This window comes from Chryseobacterium tagetis, from assembly GCF_016735585.2.
Lineage (GTDB): Bacteria > Bacteroidota > Bacteroidia > Flavobacteriales > Weeksellaceae > Chryseobacterium > Chryseobacterium tagetis.
Map to the genome: position 1 here is coordinate 305234 of NZ_JAERSE020000003.1, position 21212 is coordinate 326445.

General features: G+C 35.9%; 20 protein-coding genes. 10 read left to right on the forward strand and 10 right to left on the reverse strand.

Going from position 1 to position 21212, the window contains the following annotated elements:
- The first annotated feature begins 24 nt into the window (after positions 1-24).
- Positions 25-801, forward strand: a complete 777-nt coding sequence (locus JI747_RS11430; protein ID WP_225688759.1) for a hypothetical protein — start codon at positions 25-27, stop codon at positions 799-801.
- 4 nt (positions 802-805) lie between these two features.
- Positions 806-1585: a hypothetical protein gene (locus JI747_RS11435; RefSeq protein WP_225688761.1), complete on the forward strand. Its 780-nt coding sequence runs from the start codon at positions 806-808 to the stop codon at positions 1583-1585.
- Positions 1586-1779: 194 nt separating this feature from the next.
- Here JI747_RS11435 and JI747_RS11440 read toward each other — a convergent pair whose 3' ends face one another.
- The 3 genes from JI747_RS11440 to JI747_RS11450 all read right to left on the reverse strand — a co-directional run bounded on the left by JI747_RS11440 (position 1780) and on the right by JI747_RS11450 (position 3385).
- The gene (locus JI747_RS11440) at positions 1780-2469 is read right to left on the reverse strand and encodes an MBL fold metallo-hydrolase (protein ID WP_225688763.1); all 690 of its coding nucleotides are present in this window, start codon (positions 2467-2469) and stop codon (positions 1780-1782) included.
- Positions 2470-2539: 70 nt separating this feature from the next.
- Positions 2540-3112: a Crp/Fnr family transcriptional regulator gene (locus tag JI747_RS11445; protein ID WP_225688765.1), complete on the reverse strand. Its 573-nt coding sequence runs from the start codon at positions 3110-3112 to the stop codon at positions 2540-2542.
- A 21-nt stretch (positions 3113-3133) separates the two neighbouring features.
- Positions 3134-3385, reverse strand: a complete 252-nt coding sequence (locus JI747_RS11450) for a 4-fold beta flower protein (RefSeq protein WP_225688767.1) — start codon at positions 3383-3385, stop codon at positions 3134-3136.
- Between the two features lie 182 nt (positions 3386-3567).
- Between JI747_RS11450 and JI747_RS11455 the strand changes: the two genes are divergently transcribed.
- On the forward strand, positions 3568-3882 hold the full coding sequence (locus JI747_RS11455) for a DNA-3-methyladenine glycosylase family protein (RefSeq protein ID WP_262904156.1): 315 nt from the start codon (positions 3568-3570) through the stop codon (positions 3880-3882).
- A gap of 586 nt (positions 3883-4468) precedes the next feature.
- Complete coding sequence (locus JI747_RS11460; RefSeq protein ID WP_317197625.1) at positions 4469-4657, forward strand: dihydrofolate reductase family protein; 189 nt, start codon at positions 4469-4471, stop codon at positions 4655-4657.
- 319 nt (positions 4658-4976) lie between these two features.
- On the opposite strand, the gene JI747_RS11465 is transcribed toward JI747_RS11460, so the two are convergent.
- Positions 4977-5801 carry a class I SAM-dependent methyltransferase gene (locus JI747_RS11465; protein ID WP_225688769.1) on the reverse strand — a complete coding sequence of 275 codons (825 nt, stop codon included), beginning with the start codon at positions 5799-5801 and terminating at the stop codon, positions 4977-4979.
- A gap of 371 nt (positions 5802-6172) precedes the next feature.
- Between JI747_RS11465 and JI747_RS11470 the strand changes: the two genes are divergently transcribed.
- From JI747_RS11470 to JI747_RS11480, 3 genes are all read left to right on the forward strand, one after another.
- A complete protein-coding gene (locus JI747_RS11470; protein WP_225688771.1) occupies positions 6173-6724 on the forward strand; it encodes a helix-turn-helix domain-containing protein in 552 nt (183 codons plus the stop codon).
- A gap of 103 nt (positions 6725-6827) precedes the next feature.
- Entirely contained in the window at positions 6828-7991 is a 1164-nt protein-coding gene (locus JI747_RS11475) for a serine hydrolase domain-containing protein (RefSeq protein WP_225688773.1), read from the forward strand.
- 161 nt (positions 7992-8152) lie between these two features.
- Positions 8153-8377, forward strand: coding sequence for a hypothetical protein (locus JI747_RS11480; RefSeq protein ID WP_225688775.1), 225 nt, complete (start codon positions 8153-8155; stop codon positions 8375-8377).
- 1313 nt (positions 8378-9690) lie between these two features.
- On the opposite strand, the gene JI747_RS11485 is transcribed toward JI747_RS11480, so the two are convergent.
- The 6 genes from JI747_RS11485 to JI747_RS11510 form a co-directional block, all read right to left on the reverse strand.
- Positions 9691-10671 carry an alpha/beta hydrolase gene (locus JI747_RS11485; protein WP_225688777.1) on the reverse strand — a complete coding sequence of 327 codons (981 nt, stop codon included), beginning with the start codon at positions 10669-10671 and terminating at the stop codon, positions 9691-9693.
- A gap of 61 nt (positions 10672-10732) precedes the next feature.
- Complete coding sequence (locus JI747_RS11490; protein WP_225688779.1) at positions 10733-11428, reverse strand: type 1 glutamine amidotransferase domain-containing protein; 696 nt, start codon at positions 11426-11428, stop codon at positions 10733-10735.
- Between the two features lie 108 nt (positions 11429-11536).
- Positions 11537-12448 (reverse strand): helix-turn-helix domain-containing protein, encoded by a 912-nt coding sequence (locus JI747_RS11495; RefSeq protein ID WP_225688781.1) that lies wholly within the window; start codon positions 12446-12448, stop codon positions 11537-11539.
- Between the two features lie 35 nt (positions 12449-12483).
- The gene (locus JI747_RS11500; protein WP_225688783.1) at positions 12484-13425 is read right to left on the reverse strand and encodes an NAD-dependent epimerase/dehydratase family protein; all 942 of its coding nucleotides are present in this window, start codon (positions 13423-13425) and stop codon (positions 12484-12486) included.
- Positions 13426-13466: 41 nt separating this feature from the next.
- Positions 13467-14828 (reverse strand): aldehyde dehydrogenase family protein, encoded by a 1362-nt coding sequence (locus tag JI747_RS11505; RefSeq protein ID WP_225688785.1) that lies wholly within the window; start codon positions 14826-14828, stop codon positions 13467-13469.
- Between the two features lie 26 nt (positions 14829-14854).
- A complete protein-coding gene (locus JI747_RS11510) occupies positions 14855-15907 on the reverse strand; it encodes an acetoacetate decarboxylase (ADC) (protein ID WP_225688787.1) in 1053 nt (350 codons plus the stop codon).
- Between the two features lie 216 nt (positions 15908-16123).
- Here JI747_RS11510 and JI747_RS11515 point away from each other — a divergent pair, with 216 nt between their 5' ends.
- From JI747_RS11515 to JI747_RS11525, 3 genes are all read left to right on the forward strand, one after another.
- A complete protein-coding gene (locus JI747_RS11515; RefSeq protein ID WP_225688789.1) occupies positions 16124-16381 on the forward strand; it encodes a hypothetical protein in 258 nt (85 codons plus the stop codon).
- An 867-nt stretch (positions 16382-17248) separates the two neighbouring features.
- A complete protein-coding gene (locus JI747_RS11520) occupies positions 17249-19714 on the forward strand; it encodes a tetratricopeptide repeat protein (RefSeq protein WP_225688799.1) in 2466 nt (821 codons plus the stop codon).
- Between the two features lie 382 nt (positions 19715-20096).
- Positions 20097-21209, forward strand: a complete 1113-nt coding sequence (locus JI747_RS11525; protein WP_225688801.1) for a serine hydrolase domain-containing protein — start codon at positions 20097-20099, stop codon at positions 21207-21209.
- The last annotated feature ends 3 nt before the right edge of the window (positions 21210-21212 follow it).

Consider the following 21212-nt stretch of genomic DNA (forward strand, 5'->3'; position numbering starts at 1 on the left):
TAAAACTTAAAAACTGTGTTGGCTATGAAATCATTTATAACATTAATTGTTTTAATTTTTCTATCTACTATAACAAAGGCTCAGGTCGGGATAATGACCACAAAGCCCCTTCAGCCTTTACATATTGATGCATCTGGTAACAATAATAATGCTGATCCGGTCACAGATGCTCAAAAAAATGATGATTTTACAATAACTAAGAACGGTTCGGTGGGTATCGGAGATATTACGCCTGATAGAAAATTAGTTGTTAAAGGTTCCATTAAAATTACTGATGGTTCACAAGGTGTTGGAAAAATACTTTCCAGTGATGCCAACGGTGTTGCTACATGGAACGGGAACGTAAATACGGCAGGGAAATATGCACAGTGGGAATTGCGACAAACCACAGGAATGAACTTTCCAGCCTCTGACACGCTTACCTTGGGCGCTACTGATCCTTCTCAGGCAACATTAAATTCTGTTATAAATTTTGATCAGGGAGTTGGACTTACCCCAACGACTTATGGAGTTCATATTCCCAAAGGGAAATATTTTGTAGTTGTTAATGGTGATGTACAGGGAAGAGAGTATTGTTATCTTTTTGTTCATCTTGATGGGCATGAGGTAGCCCGTGTTGCTTATGCAGAATATCTGAGCGGAGTTACATTTTTACTTGATGTCAAGAATAACAATGGTGGAGATATAACGCTAAAATGGATTAACAGGCCTTTAAGTGGAATTTCCTACTATCAGCTTCCACAGAACCGTACATATTTTTATACACTGGATATTAATCTTTTGGGCAACTTAATTTTTTAGAAAGATGAATAAGCGTATCACATTTCTTTGTCTTATTTCTTTTATGTTTATAGCAGGAAATAATACTAAAGCTCAGAAAATTGGGATCAATACAGCTAGCCCTAAAACAGGAACAATATTACATATTGACGCACAGAAAAATACTTCCGCAGCAGGTGATATAAACTGTGAGGATGATGTAGTTATAGACAGTGAGGGCAAAATGGGGATAGGAAAATGTACTGTTTCTACAGATACAAAACTTGAGATCAATGGAAAATTCCGACTTTCGGAAGGAGCTTCGAACGAAAAAATACTGATGTCTGACCAAAATGGAAATGCATCGTGGCAGTCTTTCGCATTGGGCGATTTTGACACTACTTTTCATGTGGATATGAATATGGCATCGATTCCTTTTGGAGCGATATATACGATTTCAGGTATTGCGAGCTTACCGCAGAACCAGTTGGAGCTCACGACAGACGGTGTATCAAAAGTTACAGTTCCTGCTGGCAGATATCTCCTTTCGCTTGCGAATAACATAGACGTAATTAATGAATATTGCAATGTCTACATTTACATCAATGGGCAAGGCGTCTTTGATAAGACATATGATATATTTCAAGGCGGAGCTTCTTTTTATATGGATTTTGCTCAGAATTCTGAAATAGAAATAAAATTTGAGCCTCTTAATATTGGTTCTGGACTTCCTTATATAGCACCCTTGCCCTATACTAATCCCAACGGAGGCGCTCTACATGTATGGGCCGATCTAAATATTGTAAGAATTCAGGGCAATCATTGATAAAGACGTTGATATCTGAAACCATGGGTGTGTTGTAGGGATCAGCTTCTAGTTAGTTCGTATAAGTTTCAGATTAGAGAATTAGATTGTTGCAGCACTAACCATTCTTAAATATTTGAATTTAATACAAGCCCCCAGATTCGGATAAATCTATCAAAGTCTTTCATAGACGATAATTACGGCAGTATCAATCGTTATTTAAATAGCTGCCCGCTGCTTTTAGCCACAAACTGCTCAAACTTCCGATCATTATTTCGCATTACCGGTCCGTGGCCGAAGCAGATAATGGCTGGGTTCAGATCTGCTAGCTTCTGCAGGGATCTGATATTACGCTGCTGATCTGAAGTGAATAGGTTTGGCGGAAGCCGTAGACCCGTAGCTGTAGTAAGAAGGTTCATGTTTGTTGCTGCATCTCCGATGATGAGTAGACCGTCATGTTCTCGGAATAAAGAAATATGACCTGCCGAATGACCTGGTGTCTCTATTACCCGAAAGTTTCCAATCCTGTCATTTTCAACGATCGTTCTTTCGACTTTATGTCCCTGACCTGCCCAGTACTTTTGTTGGAGCTTTGCCACCCAATGTTGCGGAGTTGGGTAGTCATTGGTGACCATGCCCGTCTCTGTCCTGAAAACTTCATCTGGATGACAAAGTAAGGGGATTTCGAATTCAGCGCATATCTGGTCGCTACAGCCCTGGTGGTCTGCATGTGCATGGGTCAGTACGTGTTGATAAACTGGGATTTTTCGTAGGGCATTTTTTACTGTAGCATATGAACTCCTTATTCCGGAATCTACCAATACATCCTCGATGATATAGCAGTTGATACTATTTCGTGGCATCAGTGAGATCTGAAATACGTTGGGAGCAATTAGACGCAGCATAGATTTTTTGTGCAAATCTATATTAGTGTTCCCGAATGCAAAAGGACATTTGTCCTATAATTATGTCGGATCAATGTATTTGTCCTTTTGCGCGGGTAAGTGATCGCTGCGTGATGCCCAGGTATGATGCCAGATCCTGAGTCGCTACGCGCTGGACCAGCATCGGTTCGCCTGACAAGACCTGACGGTATTTTTCCACAACAGGCCTATTATTATAATTCAGCAGATAACTTTCTTTTTGATTATACTCCTTCTCCATAACCTTTCCTATAAACGTGTTCCAAGCAGTCACCTGACCAAGAAGACGTTGATAGTTGGGATAATTTATACTATAGATTACGCAGTCTTCTATGGCTCTGATATTTCTTTTGGATTTTTCCTGCACCACAAATGCGGTAAAGGAAGTAACGAATTCATTTTCAAACTTGAAACAGGTTATGTTTTCCTTTCCCTCTATGTCGGTCGCGTATGCTTTTACGGCGCCACTGGCAATAAAACCGATATGACGGCAGGGTTCATCCTCGCGAATAAAAAAATCACCCTTTTTTAAGTGGATTAGTTTGAAGAACTGTGCAGAAAAGTTGATCTCCTCGGCCGAAAGTTCACCAGTTGAGTTAAGGTAATTTTCAAATATGTCTGTCATTTTGCAGCCTTTGTTGTTTCTTTACTGAATTATATTTTTCTTTTTTAATGTATTTGAAATAGGTGTATCAGGATTCCAAAACAATGTCTTACCATTATAATCCCTTATGTTGTTACCATATAAATGGCTACACCAATTTTTCTGGCTGACATTCCATACACTTGTATCACTTGCTACAAATGCAACCCATTTCATATTTGTATCAAATATGTTTTTTTTGTCGTCACTTAGCCATCCTACCAAATCAGTATCCTTATTGAATAATGCTGTCATTTTTTAATTTTGTATTTATTTTGAAGTAAAAGGATTGACCTTCAATTTACGGAATTAAATTATTCAAATGTAATTCTTTTGCAAACAAATAAATACGGGATGCCGTAATCAAGTCTATCAAAAAGATTTAAAAGAGATGACGACAATGAGATTTGTTTATTGAGATGAAATCTCAAATACTAATGATGTCGAATGAAAGTCTTAGATCTATTGGGTTATCAGCATCAAAAATATCTTATTTAAAAAACATAGCTGAATTTGTGGAGACGAAAGGATTAAATTGTGATGAGATGCAGCAATTAGAAAATGAAGTGGTTTTAAAAATCCTGGCTGGCATTAAAGGCATTGGCCCTTGGACAGCTCAAAACTTTTTGATGATGGCACTAGGTAGGGAAGATGTTTTTTCACCTGATGATTTAATCCTACAAAATGTGATTTCAGAGCTTTACGGTTTGAAAAAAGAAAATAAGAAAGATTTTAAAAAGAAAATATTATAGATAACTTCTGCCTGGAGTCCTTATAGAACTTGTGCAAGTCTTCACCTATGGGACTTTAATTCTGTGAGAACTCTTGAAAAAATACTAAATCAATATAGATATATCTATATATTTAAATCTTGCATATCTCTTTAAATTTCTGAATTATCATTGATAGTTTGGTAAATAATATTTAAAATCATTTTGTCATCAGTCACAATAAAACAATTGAGGTTATTACGCAGATACAATTAAATGATTTAAATCTACATAATCATTGGCTGGTATTGCTAATTCTCCGCTTTTTTTTCAAGAAAAAGAGAGAAAGCCTCTAAAAAGATGTCTATACTATAACTATTTTATACTTCTTCATCGAAATACTTCATCGTTATTAGAAGCCGAGGCAGCAAAATTGCTTGCCATTCCGTTAATTGTTATAGCATGAATATTTAATTAATGAAATTGGGTCATTTCATTACGACAACGGAAACAGAGATGTTTATGTCATTACAAGGACTGAAAGACCAAAAAAGTAGGTAGAACAATTTTCTATAAAGGAAACTTAATCGAATTAGTTGAACGTTTAAAATCTGAAAACGGTAAGAATATCTATTTTGATGGTGGTGCAGAAGTAATAAACGAATTATTGAAACAGGACTTAATAGACGAACTAATAGTTTTGGTTATTCCAGTTTTATTAGGCAATGGAACAAGACTTTTTCAAGACGGAAGACCTGAACAAATACTTGAATTTGTAGAAGCTAAAACATTTGATACTGGATTGACACAACTGTAATACAGGCGGAAAAAATAATCTAAGAACCACTAGCGCTAACAAGTTCTTGCAATAGTGATACGAAAATTCAAAATTCAACGGCAGCTCTTCTAAATTGCACAATGCATAGGCTTCACATCGACTGTGATTAAATGAATATTAGGGTGCATAAAACAATAACCGGGTTATAGAAAACCTTCCTGATATATAAAACTTTACGGCTCAAGGGTTTATTGCTTTTTTGAACTCGAGTAGTCAAAAAAATCCCAACTTTCGTCAGGATTCCATATTCAGCTGGCTTCGTAGAAGCCAGCTGCTCAACAATATCAATTTAATGTTATTATGTCTTTTGCACTGCTATCATCATATGAGGGCTGAAGGACAGGAGGTATTTGTCGTTTTCTGTAATTTCCAGGAGCTCTGCCAAATTTCTACTTTTTCTCTCGTCAAGCATATTGCTGAAATATTCTTTATCCAGCCATGCAATACCTTCGACAGCATATATGTTGAGATAGTGTAGGTCGTGATTCAAAAATTCATCTTCCAGTTGTTTGGGCTTATGATAATAAGCCTCTGCTAAGATCCAGGGAAAATCGACAGGCTGATGGTGCATTCCGGTCGTCAATTCTTCCCTACACATTTCGAAAAATGTTTTCTTGTGAATTAAGCCGTTTAAAAGCCCAGCCAAAGTGGAGGCGGTATAATTAATAGCAAATCCAAGGATGATACCGCCATTTTTAAGAATGCGCTTGGCCTCGGAAATAGCTAAATATCTGTCCTTTTCGCTTTGCAAATGATAAAGCGGACCGTGCAATATGACCAGGTCTGCATAATTGTTTGGAAACGGTAAGTTCCGGGATTCACCCTGATGGATATGAAATTTCTTTTTCAATTTCTTGTTACGGTCCTGCGCTATTTTGATATGTTTTGCTACAGGCTCTACCAAATGAACTTCATGTCCTTTTTGAGACAACCATTCCGAATATTTGCCGGTACCACCGCCGACATCAATTATTTTTGAAGAATTTTTCTGAAGATATTTGTCAATCAGGTTTTTTATCCTTTCAAATTCGAATATGCCCATACCTTTATTGAGCCTTGTTTCTTCCGATGCTTTATTGTAAAATATTTCTATGTTTCTGCTGATGAGATGTTTACTATTCATAAAATCAAATGTATTATAGAGGTAATGGATAATAAGATACTATACAAAAACCTAATGGAGGTGTATGTGATCCTTGTGAATGTTATTGAAAAAAATGTTGAATGTGGGTACATGTTTATCTATGTATTAAAACTAGAAGATTTTAATACCTTTTTATCTCTTTTGTAGAGATGGCCTTACAAAAGGCTCAGATAATATTTGGAATAGTATAACAGAGTACAAATATACAAATACAAATGTACTTGCATATTTTTTCGATCAACATTTTATGTAATTTAAATTCGAATAAATATTAAGATTATGAGCGTTTTTAGGATGATTTAAGAATGACCGTTTTCCAAAGATCAATAATTTACATATTTTTGCGTACCATGACTTCTAAGCTAGCAAACTACAGACGTATAAAAGGACTAAGTCAGCAACAGCTTGCAGATGTTTCTGGCGTGAGTGCAAGAACGATACAACGCATTGAAAGCGGAAAGGTAGAGGCACATCCAGCAACGTTAAAAATGCTTGCGGACGCTCTAGAAGTAGAAACTGAAGAACTGACGGTAAATGAACAGTTGCCAGAATCCCCGGAAATTAAGAATGGAGATAAAATAAAACCAGTTTTTCATATACTGGCTCTGATCGGTCTTTTTTTTCCCGTTTTCAACATTATTCTTCCCGGAATTTTTTGGCTTTTTAAGAAGGACGAATCTCCGGATTATGACCTTGAAGGCAAGTCGACCGTTAACTTTCAGATCACGATGTCGCTTCTTTTTATACCGTCTGTTTTATTGATGATCTTTGTATTTTCAATTGGATTTTCGCTGGTTCTGATCATCTATTTTTATACACTCGTTATGTGCGTGATTAATATTTTCAGGAGTATCAATAAAAAAAATAGCTTCTATCCTTTGGCCTATCGATTTTTAAAATAAACCTCCAAAATGCTTTCCAGAGCCAAATGACGTTAACATGTCGTGAAGGTGTCCTGACAAGTTATAACAATTTGCAGCTAAATTTGTCACAAATATTTTCCTTATGAAAAAAATCTTCACACTTGTATTCTTAATTTTGGTGCTGCCTTTAATTGCTCAAAAAAATATTAAGGTCAGACACCTTGACGGAAAAACAACTGATGTCCAAATTATACAAAAACGTTTGGAACGTTTGGTTGATAGCGCTAAGATTGCCGGCTTGCAGGTTGCCATCGTTAACCGAAATAAGGTGATCTATTCATCGAGCTTCGGTTACAAGGATATTGAGAACAAAAAGAAACTCAATGACAGTACAGTGATGTATGCAGCATCACTTACCAAGCCTGTGAGTGCTTATATATTTATGCGTTTGGTAGACAAAGGAATATTCAGCCTTGATCAACCTGTCTACAAGTATCTGAAAAAACCGATAGGAGAATATCCGAAATGGAAAGACCTTGCAGAAGATGCAACATCTGTCAATCTGATCACACCCAGAATGCTATTAAGCCATAGTGCCGGACTGCCAGTTCTTCGGCAGCTTTATAATAACAAAGTTACCCTTATCGCCAATCCTGGTGAAAAGTTCTATTACTCCAATGAAGGTATTAATCTTTTGGGATTTATGATAGAGGAATATATGGGAAAGAAACTTGAAGATATTGCAAGGGAAGAAGTTTTCGGGCCTCTTCATATGACGCATACTAGCATGGTCTGGGAAAATAAATTTGAAGTCAATTTCTCCAATGCTTATTTTAAAGATGGGAAGAAATACGGTTCGGAAAGAAGAGAAAGTAGCAGAGCAGCTGGTTCAATGTCTACCACTGCGAATGATTACGCGAATTTTATGATCAACCTGATGAAAAAGAAAGGCCTAGCCAGTAAAAGTTATCTTGAGATGCTTAAGCCACAGATCATGGTAAAGAGTAAAAGAGGGTTCGGACCGTTGAAGGATAGCATTACTAATGAAAACGATACCATTAATCTTGCCTGGGGATTAGGAGTGGGGCTGTTCGACTCGCCTTTTGGGAAGGCTTTCTTCCATACAGGCCACGGTGATGCCAATCAGAATTATGCTGTGGCATTTCCTGAAAGTGGAACAGCTGTTGTTATCCTCAGCAACAGTGAGAATTTTGAAAAGAACAACGCACAGATCTTAAAGCTCTGTAGCGGGGATACTTATTCCCCATTGAGATGGCTTGGACATTTGGATACAATTCCAGAGTAGAAATGATATGTTTTGTACTGATATACTTGCATTTATTAAAGTCAAGTTATGTAAAGATGATGTTCTTGTAAATTGAGGCATTCGCTCAGGTGATCCTTAAAATTCCATCTGTGTAAAAAAAATATTTTGATAAATTAGAATACATTAAAATGGAACATAATATGCATCTATTGTTTGAAAAAGGGCATAAGGCGATAGTTGCAGAAAATAATGACTTGATTGCGAATTTTTATGGAATGACATGGCCACATTTAGAAGAGATCAAACAGCTACCCAATGGCAGGATTCACCTGCCAACAATTAATGAGCAAGCAAGATTACAGGGTAACATGGAGGACACAGATCTATGGAAATTCGTAAAAGCACCAAAAGACAGAAATCTTTAAAAATGGACTCGGTCTCTTGAGCTAACCAAAGTTTCAATTTAAGGAAGTAATTCATATTCAATAGTTACAGGATTAATGAAGGGAAGTGGGGTGTTTTATTTGAAAATTTTGTTCATTTCAATTCGTCATGTTGTTACAGAATAATTTCGAGAAGGCTTCATTTTGTAAATTTGAAAATGCTAAATTATAATGATGAGTATAAAGAATAAATTCTGGTAATTATTTGAGTAAGTTATTTGCTGTTAGTAGAAACGATTAAATACGATGGAGTACAAAAAAATAAGCGAAATAAAGAGTTAGAGCCTTTTATTCATTTCTATTGGGAATTTTAAAAGGTGCTGACTTTAGGCAACAATGGGAACGGGTATTTACCGATGGCTGTGCCGGGATATTTTAATAGTGAAACTATTGAGATCTCCTTGTCCTTGTATAAAGAGGTGTAAATATATTGTACATAATATATTTTTCATTTTCCAGATATTAAAAAATTAAAGTGAATCAGAAAGTACAAAGTAAAGCACCATTTTTAAAGGCGCTTTACTTTGTGAGAAAAATAAGGTTTTTATTCTTGTCCCCCAAAAGAAATTATAGCCCTTAAATAGGCTATGTCAATTTTTTGTATCGGAAAATAATTACCAAAATTCTTTTAAGATCAGATAATAAGAACTTTTTTATTTTTGATAGACGAGATAAGTTAATAAAAAGTTTATTACTGCTATTACATTTCCTATATTTGCTTATAGAAACTAATGTCTAATTAGTTCTAGTTTGTTAAGATTTTGTATGTTTTAAACAATATAAGGAGTTGTGGCAAAATCGTGGCTAGATAATAAAGCTTTATTAATAGTGTTTAATTGCACTAGGTGATAATCCCTCACTCTCCGCTTAAGGAGGCGTTAATTTTTTAACGTCTCCTTTTTTTATGTTGTATATGTAATGATATTTAGTTGGTTACATTTATTTAGTATAATGTAAAAGTGTGTTCGATTTTTTTTAAATGTTTTTTAAATGGGAAAATATTTGTCTTTAGAATTTTTGCATTATCCATTATTTAGTGTTTAATATTCCTTTAACCAATCAATCTCACAATTCAAGATTGAAGACGATAAAGACAAGAAGGATCAAATTACAGACTACAGCTTTAAATATGTTGATCAGTATATTTTTGAAGGACAATAGATGGCTGATTAAAGATCGTACGCATACTTTATCATAGTTGAGAAAGGATATTAGGATCGTAAACAATTTCATTAGTAAATTAAATAGAGACTGTCTTACCAGGAAAAATAGCCTCTATTTAACATTGTTTTTATTTAGGAGAATAATGATTTCTTTAATGCTAGAGCAGCAAGTTCCGAAGAAAATTTAACCGCTTCTATACTATCCAAAGGATTTAATAAACCATAGTCGTGGATAAAACCATTGAAAGTCTGGATGGTGGTTGGTACTCCAGCTTCATCTAATTTTCTTGCATAAGCTAAACCTTCATCAAAAAGTATATCATTTTCTGCTAATTGAACTAGGGCAGGAGGTAGACCTTTTAGCTGCTCAATGGATGCGTTGAAAGGGGTAGCATAATATTCTTTACGTTTTGCAATATCTGGTAAGTAATTGTCCCACATCCATTTCATTAATGGAGCTGTAAGAAATCTTTCTTCGGCATATTTCTGCCATGATTCACGGGAAAAATCAGCATCAGTTACCGGCCATAATAACAGTTGGAATTTTATTTCTGGTCCGCCTTTATCTTTTGCCATCAAACAAAGTACAGCAGTCATATTTCCGCCAACGCTGTTTCCCGCAGCGGCCATGTTTTTGCCGTCTACACCAATCTCAGCGCCATTTTCTGAAACCCATTTTGTTGCAGCATAAATCTGATTGATTGCGACCGGATACTGCGCTTCTGGAGAAGGAATATAATCAGTAAATACAGCCGCAGCACCACTATTCACGACAAGGTCTCTCACCAATCTTCTGTGTGTAGGGTAGTCTCCCAAAATCCAGCCACCTCCATGAGTGAACATAAATACAGGAAGATTTTCGGAAGCAGCATTAGCTGGCTTTACGATATGGATGTTTACTGTAATGCCATCCTGAGTGATTTCTCTTTCGGTTTCGATTATACCTGAATAATCCACTTCTACAGATTTTTGGGCATCAACCAATACTTGTCTAGCTTCTTGAGGAGTCAATGTTTCCAAAGGTTTACCGCCACTGTTATTCAAAGCCTTCAAAAATTCTCTGATGCCAGAGAGGATTTGTGGATCATTCTCTGCTTTAATGTTCTGTGCCATAATTTTAATTTTTTTATGATTAATGAATTGTAAGCAATAACTTCACTTGAAGCCACTTTTCTTATTTTTTTTCAAGCTCACGGATAACCACTTTTGCCATTTCTTTGGAGCTGAATGGATTTTGTCCAGTAATTAGATTTTTGTCCACAACAACATTGGATGTCATCGGAATAAAAGCTTTTTTTAGATTCGCTCCTCTTTCTTTGATCGCTGCCTCAAGATTGAAGGGTACCTCTCTTTTTCTTCGGGCAAGACTTTCTTCAAACCAGTCAAAACCGGTCATGGATTTTCCAGTAATAAGATATTCGCCATTAGAGAGCTTAACATTTAACAGACCTCCCACACCATGACAGATTGCCGCAACTTTTTTCCCATTTTCGAATTGATGTTTAACAATGGATTGCAAGGTGGAATCGTCCGGAAAATCATACATTGTGCCATGGCCACCTGCTAAATAGACAAGATCATAGTCCTGTTGAGCGACATCAGTTAATAGTTCACTATTGGCAAGCAAATCCCGGAAGCTATTTTCATTCCAATACTTTTCTGAGATTTTATCGAGGGTGAAATGTTTGAGACTTTCCGGGTCTACCGGAATATTACCTCCCCGAGGACTTGCAATTGTAATTTCATAGCCTTTCTCTTTGGCGGCATCATAGATATGGGTAAGCTCGCTGAGCCATAAACCTGTCTGGTGATTACCACTTGCATACATTCCTATGTTGGTTACAATGATTAGTATTTTTAACATGCTCATAGTATTTGTTTTAGTATAACAAAGTTCAAAAGAAACCGTTTAATAACAGTAACTGAATTAAGGGAAGTTGTAACCGAATCTCTGAATGATGTTTGGTCTATTCCGAAATTAGTTAAAAGATGCTCTGAATTCTAGTGGAGAAACAGAGGTTCGACTTTTAAACAAGCGATGAAATGACTGTGGATGTTCAAAACCTAAATGATACGCAATCTCGGAAACTGACAGTTCTGTTGTGGACAACATTTCTTTAGCTTTTTCAATCAACCTGTTCTGGATATGCTGCTGCGTGGTCTGACCTGTCTGTACCCGAAGCATATCGCTTAAATAATTAGCACTTAGATTCAATTCATTTGCTATAAAATGAACAGTAGGGATTCCGCTGACGATTAATTTATCATTTTTGAAATAGCCATCCAATAGCGATTCAAGTTTTGAAAGCAGGTCATTATTTGCTTTTTTTCTGGTCAGAAACTGACGGTTATAATAGCGGTCACAATATTTCAATAAGAGATCAAGGTTGGATACCAACAGATCCTGTGTGAAAGAGTCCATATTGGCATCTATTTCAAGTTCGAGATTCCCTATGATATCCATTACGGATTTCTCCTCTTTTTCTGAAAGGTGTAATGCTTCATTTGCTACATAAGAGAAGTATCCATAATTCTTAATAGTTGAGGCTAACGGATATCCCTGAAAAAAATCAGGATGTACCACCATGACAAACCCCTTTACACCGTTCAAAAGCACATCTTCAAACTGCAAGACCTGATGAGGGGCAATAAAGTACATAATCCCCTCATCGAAATCGTAGTATTGTTGACCATACCTACATTTTCCCCCTGCGCAGTCTTTCTTCAGAGCAATCACATAGAAATCTGTTGTTATTGCGCTTAGAATAGTCTCCGGTTCCAGTTTGACATCATCAAAGCTGAATACGCTGATTAATGGATTCGAGGGCTTTTTAAGCCCCAAAAACTTATGCAGCGAACTGATTGATGAAACTTTCTCCGGTGTTTTCATATGCTGATTTTCAGATTTTTCCATGACTAATTTACCTAATTATTTTTAGCTGAAAGCTGCTCACTTTTAATAATTTCAATTCCCTGTTTATAGGTGGTTGCCTGAAACTCCGGGAATCTGTTTCTGAATTTTGTATCATCAAAAATATTGTCATGCGCATACCTAGGAAGGAGTTCCAGTAATTCCTTGACACCTTTATTGAATAGTGAACCTATTTTAAAGATAAATTTTGGAACAACAGCATATTTCAGATTCCTGCCGTATATTCCAGAAGCGATACTAATAAATTCCCTGTAAGTAGGATGGCTTTTATCAACAGGAAGATGCCAAGTCTGTCCATAGGCGTCAGGTGTATTTCCGATCAAAGCAGTGGCACGACTAGCGTCAGGAGTCCATATCAAACTTCTTTTCTTTGCTGCGCTCAGAGGCACCTTTAGTTTTTTTTCTTCTTTAATATTGTTAAACACCAACGTGTTGGTAATACTCTGTGTTTTGCCCGGTCCATAAAATTCAGGAGCCCTGCAAATAACAGCTTCAAGTCCTCCGGACTGAATTTCCTTTAAAACCATTTCAGCCATTTTTCTCCTTACTTTTCCTTTTCTGCCTACTGGAGCAAATATTGTTGCTTCAGTCAGGATTCGATCATCTTGGGGATACATATATGTATTGTCAAAGAAAACAAGTTTTGTTCCATTAATCTTGCAGGCGTCGATCACATTACGAAGGATAAGTGGAAACTGTTTTTCCCAAAGATCAGAACTGATGGGAAGGCCTAATGTAAAATAAGCAATTTCGCTTCCTTTTACAGCTTCAATAGCTTTTTCACGGATGGATAGGTCAGCAGAAAATACCTCGTCCGTATCATTGATTTTTTTTGCCTCTCTGCTGACGATCCGGATATCAGAAGTAAAATTTCTTTTCAGCTCCCTAGCCAGTTCTTCACCGATTTGTCCATTTGCACCTAATATTGTTTGCATTCTATTGTATTTTAATTGTTTTAAAACGGATAAAATTATGATCACATCACTTTTTTCAACCAGTGCATTTTTTTATCTGTGTAAGGGGGATATTTCCAGTTGGGTTCACCCCAGTTTGTTTTTTCGATCACTGATTTTTGATGTGAGAATGTAAGAAAACCAAATTCACCATGGTAGTTTCCGATTCCTGAATTTCCAATTCCGCCAAATGGCAGATAATCACTTGTAATATGCATCAGAGTATCGTTAATACATCCGCCACCAAAAGAAACCAGACTTAAAAGCTTTTCTTTTTCTTCTTCATTTTTTGTAAAAAGATAAGCTGCCAGAGGCTTTTCCCCATCTATTATTTGTTGTAAAATCTCATCGTAGTCTTTATAGGCTATTACCGGGAATACCGGTCCAAAAATTTCCTCCTTCATGACATTATCCTCCCAAGTAACATGATCCATAATCGTTGGTTCAAGATAGAGTGTTTCTGGATTAGATTTTCCACCATAAATAACTTTCGATTCATCAATAAGACCAATTAACCTGTCGAAATTTCTTTTGTTAATGATACTAGTGTAATGTTCTGCTCCGTCTGAATAACTGATTTCGTTCAGCTTTTCCTTTATGATTTGCAATAATTTTCCCTTTACTGATTCTTGTACCAATAAATAATCAGGTGCAATGCAGGTCTGACCTCCATTTAGGAATTTTCCCCACACAAGTCTTTTAGCTGCGACCTCCAGATCGGCAGTTTCTGTAACGATGGCAGGAGATTTACCACCAAGCTCAAGGGTAACCGGAACAAGATTCTTGGCAGCAGCTTCATAGACAATCTGTCCTACTTTAGGGCTTCCAGTGAAAAATATCTTGTCAAAGCGAAATTTCAACAGTTCCGTTGTTTCCGGAATACCTCCTTCTGCAACATACAGATAGTTTGATGGAAAATTATTGTTAATGAGCTCAGCTAACAAGTGCATTATATTTTCCGGAAGCTCACTTGGCTTTATGGTACATGTATTTCCTGCAGCAATGGCACTTACCATCGGGCTTAGCGTAAGTTGATAAGGGTAGTTCCATGCACCAATTATTAGAGTTACCCCTAAAGGATCGTAATAGATATGGCTATTTCCTGGCTGTAAACTGAGCGCTGTTTTTACATTTTTTGGTTTGCTCAGTTTATCTAGATTTTTTAGAAAAAAATCTATTTCATTGTACACCAGATTTAACTCTGTAAGAAAAGTATCAAATCTTCCCTTTCGAAAATCTTTATATATCGCCTCATAAAGCCTTTCCTCATTTATCTTCAAAAGGTCTTTCAGCTTTAATAAAGTCTCTCTCCGAAAATCAACATTTTTCGTTTGATGTGAATTAAAAAACTGCTTTTGTGACTGAAATATTGTATTGAAATCCATTTTCTTAAGTTTTTAGATATAAGCTATTATTTCTTTTCCTCTATTAGTTCAGGAGTATAAAGCGCTGCCTGAAATTCAGGTTGATAATCATAGCGTATTAGTTTACCCAAACCTAATGATTTTATGAATGCCGATAATGGGCCATCAGTAAGATTAAGCTCAATATCCTCTTTCTTTTTACTACTAGCTTTTTTCAGTGCTCTCACATCTGTAAATCCGTGTGTTAACTTTCCTTTTGCGTCTATATTGATGAAATTGGAACGAGTAATTTCCTGCTTGTTATTCTCAATATTCAGCTTTTTTCCTGCGATTGAGAAATCAATATTTCGCGATTCGTCATAGAATTTGAATGATGTTGTATTTCCACTGTCATTATAATCAATTGGTATCGACCATTTCGGCAAATTGTATCCAACGACACCACGGACTCGAGCCAACTCCGTATCTACTGGAAGTTTTAGCACATATCCCCAAAGGTTTTTATTTTTCACCTCACCCATCAAAGAGAATATGCCCCAATTTCCTGCATTTGGTTTTGTAGTTACGATAGAAATTGACAATTCATTATAGGAATCGTTGTCACAGTAATGATAGGCATATGCTGTTATAGCGATCAGTCCACGTCCTGGAGTTATTGAAATCGGTTTTACTATATCTCTAACTTCGGCTGGGATCAGTTTTTTTAATGTTTTCATATCAGCGGTGTAGATTACGGTGATACTGCTGTTGCTATAGTAAAAATTTGGAGAATAAGTGGTAAATCCAACCTCCTTTTTCTGCTTTTGAATAGTTTTGAACCAGCTTAAATCGATCTCCGGAGCTTCTTTTTCAATGATAGCTAGTGGCGGATTGGAACGGAATCTATCATAAAGACCATCTTTTAAAACAGGAACTTTATGTCCTGCAAGATCTATGATAGTCTGTTTGGGTTTAATCGTGTCCATTGTTACGTAATTTATGTTATTATCATTTGCTTTGCCTACAAAAGAATTTGTAATGGGATTATTATAGGTTGCAGCAATTCCTAAGAAAGATATTCCAACACCAGCAACGGTAGTAATCAATTTTAAAGTATTCATTCGATGTTATTTTGATAAGACAAAGTTCGGAAGAAGTAGGATTGTAAGAGTAGCTTAATTAAGGCAAGTTGTAACAAAATCTCTGAAATACTATTAAGGTATTAGAAGACTCTTTTAATATTTTAGGAAGATCTTGCATAAGGCTCTTCAAATGTATATTATGATTACAGTTACTCTTTAGTGTCAGTTTGAACCTTTCTGAAAAATTTAACATAGATGAATACAGGTATAATAAAGAAATTCAGTTCTTTATATAGTAGCTGGAACATTAATCATTCTTTTTTTAATATTGTTTTAACTTCTCATTCAAAATTTGATGTTGTATATAAACCAAATGACAAGATGATAGCTATGATCAATGCTGAAATTGATAAAGAAAAAAATGAGCATATTCAAAGTATTGAATATAAAGGCTATATTCAGGAAAGCCGTCACAATAAGACCTATCGGAGGTTATGCCCGATATTGAGTTAAATCTACAAAATCAAGAAATTATATCGTATTGAAAATAGAGTTTACTAATGGTAAAGTAGTGACCAAGGTTACACTGGTCAAAATGTACCAGGTTTTATGTAACCCTCTTTATTGATGGAAGTAATTATAAAAAGGGTAAGGCAATAAAGGTATATACTAATGGACAAGAGCGAAAAAAATTACCTGAATGGGCGGTTCCAGATATTAGTCTGATGATAGATAGTGCTATTTCTTATGATTTTATACAAAATAGAGACTTTTATTTTGCTCCTTATAAAAAGCAACAAGATATTGACATAGAGTGGAAGGATAGGTAATTTATTTCAATTTCTAAAGAATCTAAGTTCAAATATTGATATGGTAAAGTACCGTTAATAAAGTAAAGCAATACTAATGTGTTACTTTACTTTTAAGTACATAGAGTTTTTATTCTATTTAATACTTTCAAAGAAAGATAATAATGGCAGAAGTAGTTCGACTGGACTCCCTCTCTCCCCGCTTAGAAAGCCTTTTATCCAAAAACTCTCTTTTTTTCGTATATTAAAAATTATTTCTATTTCATTTTCAAATGATTATATAATGAAAATATTGAACATTATAGGTGTTAGATAGGAAGGGAAACTAACTTATTTTGTTTTTAACCCTCTTAATGCTGTTTTCAAGCGAAGTGGAAATCGTTTTGCCACGAATTTGCCACAACTTTTATTTAAACTGCTTTTTATTGTCTTTGCGGAAGAGAGCTAACTAAAATATTATCGGCATGAAGAGGCCAATTGTGGAAATAAAAAATTGAATTGCGCAAATAGGCTGCGCTGGGTCAGTTTTATTTTGTACCTACTAATGAAAAAAAGTCTAAATTAGCTTATCATGGAAGAAATTAAAGACATAAGAGAAGACAATTATCAGGAATCGATAAATATTGCCTGGGAAGCGTATCATGCGAACAATATAGATGAGGTCGAATCCGCATGCCTGAAAATGATTGAAGACTATCCAGAGAAAGCCAATTGTCACTATTTAATGGGGCTAGTGTATCATAGTAGAAAAAATTTCCAGAAAGCTGCTGATGAGTTTCTAATTTCTATCCAAAACGATAAGGCCGGCAAGAACAATGGATACGCCTATTATTGGTTAGGTTTGTCCTATGCCGAACGTTCCTGGTTTACATCAGATGATGGTGCAGTTTATATTTACGACAAAGCACAATCAGAGGCCTATCATAAGTTGGCGAGCGAATCGTTGCACTTTCCACCCCATGCACTTCTCCATTTTAAATATAGTGTGAAAGGGCAGGATAAAATTGAACTGCTGGAAAAGGGAATTGCTCATTACCCTGAAATGCCCGATTTTTATGTGTTACTTGCAGAACACTATAAAAGCCAGGGAATGTCAAATTTGCAACTAGGATCATTGAACCGTGCAGTTGAAAAGGGAATTGAATCTGCCTCTGTGCAGTTCAATTTAGGCCAGTATTATCTTTCCGGAGGAAATTATGATCTATCAGCAATCCACTTTGCCCAGGCTTTAAAATTAAACGAGAATACCAGCTGTAATTCTTACATTAATTACTATCAGGGACGCTGTGCCGAGCTCGTTGGTGATAAAATTTCTGCAGAACAGTTTTATCTTGCTGCATATGATCAGGAAATAAATTCTCAAGACAGTCTTTTTGGTTTCTTTGGTTTGTTTACTTTGTATTGTGATTTAGATAATCGTCAGAAAATTGATGAGTTGATTCTCAACCTCAACATTAATCACGATTTGCTCTGTGAAGGAGGCCGGGTATCTGGTGGTCCGGTATTTCTGGCTGAACACGCAGTAGATCACATTGAGATTTCGAACTTTGAACAAATTATGGTCAAGCTTGGAAAGCTAAAGTTAGACCGTGCGAAACGCTTATTAAACGGTAAAATTTGGTTATTACGTTATTTTGTTGCTGGTCAACTTGGCAAATACCAGGATCAGTATAAGGCTGTTAAAAATTCAATGAAATTTCTTAATCATTACCACTATGATTTCCTTTATTCATTATATGCAGAAGCTTTAAGCCAGATCATTTCTTATAAGGCGGACACCATTATCGAACGAAATAAACTATTTGATAACCTTATTTCAGATCTGGGGAGCTGGAACGAGCTTTCAACACATATTGCCTATTACGCTAACGACCTGTTTAAACTTTTCTTCGACGATCAGAGCTATCAAAAGATAATAGATCTTTCATCATTCTTTTCAAAAGACCAGTTGTCGGAAAACGATTGCCTGTTCAGGCTTGCTTATGCTTACGCTGAGCTGGATCAGAATACAAAAGCCGAGGAAATGTACCAAGATTACCTCCTGAAAAATGGGGATAGTACAGCTGTACTAAATAACCTTGGTAATCTATTCGATTCAAGGGGGGATTATACTGGCGCAATTGCGCTTTACAAGCGTGGACTACTCATTGACAGTAAGCATGAAAACCTGAATTCTAACTTGAAGGTTACCATGAAAAAATTATCGTTGGCCAATGAAAAGGCCGCGCAGGAAATAAGTTTACAGCAGGAATACCAGTCGGCGGTTAACTTACTAAAAAACGAGAATGACTTTGTTCTTGACAAGCTAGCCCAATTTATTGACAGAATCAAAAATGACGCTGCTTTTGACAACTGGAAAGTTCCGATACCACGTTATAATTTTCAAAAATACCTAGCAGTCAACAAACAAGTAGCAGATTCCCTGTTGACACAATGGCTGAAAAAACAATATTTGGTGGACACCAAAGAGCGGGATGATTATAATGTGATTATTTATTCAATCAATCCGTATCTGAGAGAAGAGATAAACCGAATTCAAAAACACAAAATTCCGCAGAAATGGGTGGACGGATTTGTGGGGTTATCAGCGGATACACTCGAAGCAAAAGGCTACTTCACATTGTTGACACGTGCAGGAGCCTTAACTGATAAATACAAAGTATTATTTAAACGTGACCTCGACGAATTGTTTTTTAATTATCTCTTAGGTCATCAAAAAGCTACGATTGTTTTATCTGGATCGTTAGTTGAACTGGCCTTAATATATCATTGTGAAATCAAGGGGATAACAACGATTTCGGTTCAAGATGGTACGAAAAAGAAAAACAAGGCGCTTTATTCTACCGTCCTCAATGAGTTGATCACCTTTGCTGAGGATCAAAAATTCTTTGGTCAAGACTTTACACATTTAAGTAACCTCTCAAGAATCTATAGAAATTTCGTTCATCCTGGTAAAGAACTAAAGGATGGAATAGACAGCCCTAAAGCAGATCTTTGTTTTATCAGCACAATCGAAATTCTTAAAAGAATTTTATAGAATCGACTGGTTTGGTACTTGGCCAATTTCGAGTTTAGTTGCTTTGAACTTTCAGCTACTTTTTAATTTTGACAATTAATATTTTCAAATCCTTTATAATCGCAATAGAAATGTAAAAGTGAAAATGGATTACAAACCCACTAACATTTAGTATTTATTGGAAAAATAAATAAAAAGGCAATTCGATTGGGTATATGAATATTTTATCTGTAGTGGTTGATTCTATTTGAACAAAATCGTAACTTAGTTTTAAGAATTATCTGTTTGTGAGAGATTGGTACTGGGTTGTCCCTCAAAAGAAGTTATAGCCCTAAAATAGGGTATGTCAATTTTTTGTATCGGAAAGTAACATCCGAAATATACTTTATATCCATTATTTTAAATGAAAGACTATTTTAAAATACTCGCTTTTCTTTTTCTATCATTGAATGCTTCAGCTCAAAACCTTGAATCAAAAATTAAAAAGTTTATTGATTCAACGTATCTGGCGAATCCTAAAGCTGTTGGTTTTGCTTTTCATTTGGAAGCTCCGGATCAGCATTTATCATTTAATTATGCGGTAGGTCTTTCTAACAGAGAAACCAGAGAGCATTTGTCTGCAGAACAGCCTGTACTGATGGCAAGTACAACAAAGCCTTATGTCTCTGCGAGTATTTTACGATTGATGGAAGAGGGGAAATTAGATATCAGTGAACCGATTAACAAATATCTTGGAGCAAAATCGGTAAAATCTCTTACAGATGCAGGATATCATCTTAGTCAGATTACTGTAAAGCATCTTCTTTCTCATACATCGGGGATTAGAGATTATGTAGATGAGGGATATTTTAAATTCATCAGAGAACATCCCAAGCATGAATGGACCCGTGATGAGCAGATAGAGAGATCCGGAAGGATCGGAGGTCCTTTAACTGAGCCAGGAAAAGGTTTTCAATATGCAGATATTAATTTTGTGTTATTGACTGAAATTATTGAAAATATTACCAAGCAGCCGTATTATATTGCAATGAGAAAATTATTGAATTATAAAAAGCTTGGACTAAAAAGTACACGTTTTGCCAAATTCGAAAAAACAGATAAAAATATACTTCCACAAGCACATCAGTATTGGGATGAATTTGGATGGGATACTTACGATCTAGATCCTTCATGGGATTTGTACGGCGGAGGTGGAATGGTGGCCAATGTTGAAGATATGGCTTTGTTTTTCCAAAAACTCTTTAATGGGAAAGTGATAAAAGATAAAAAAATACTTGCCTTGATGACTCAGGATGTACCGCCTAATTTAGAGATCAATTATTGTTTGGGAATCCGAAAAATAAAATATGCAGGTCTTATGGGATACAATCACGGAGGAGGATTGGGTACAGATGTGATCTATATCCCTGAACTGAATGCAACGGTTTCTGTTGCTTCCCTTGAAGTTTCATATCGTCCTACAGCACTTGAAATTAGTAAAGAAGCTATCCGCCTTTTACAATTAAATAAAAACTAAGCA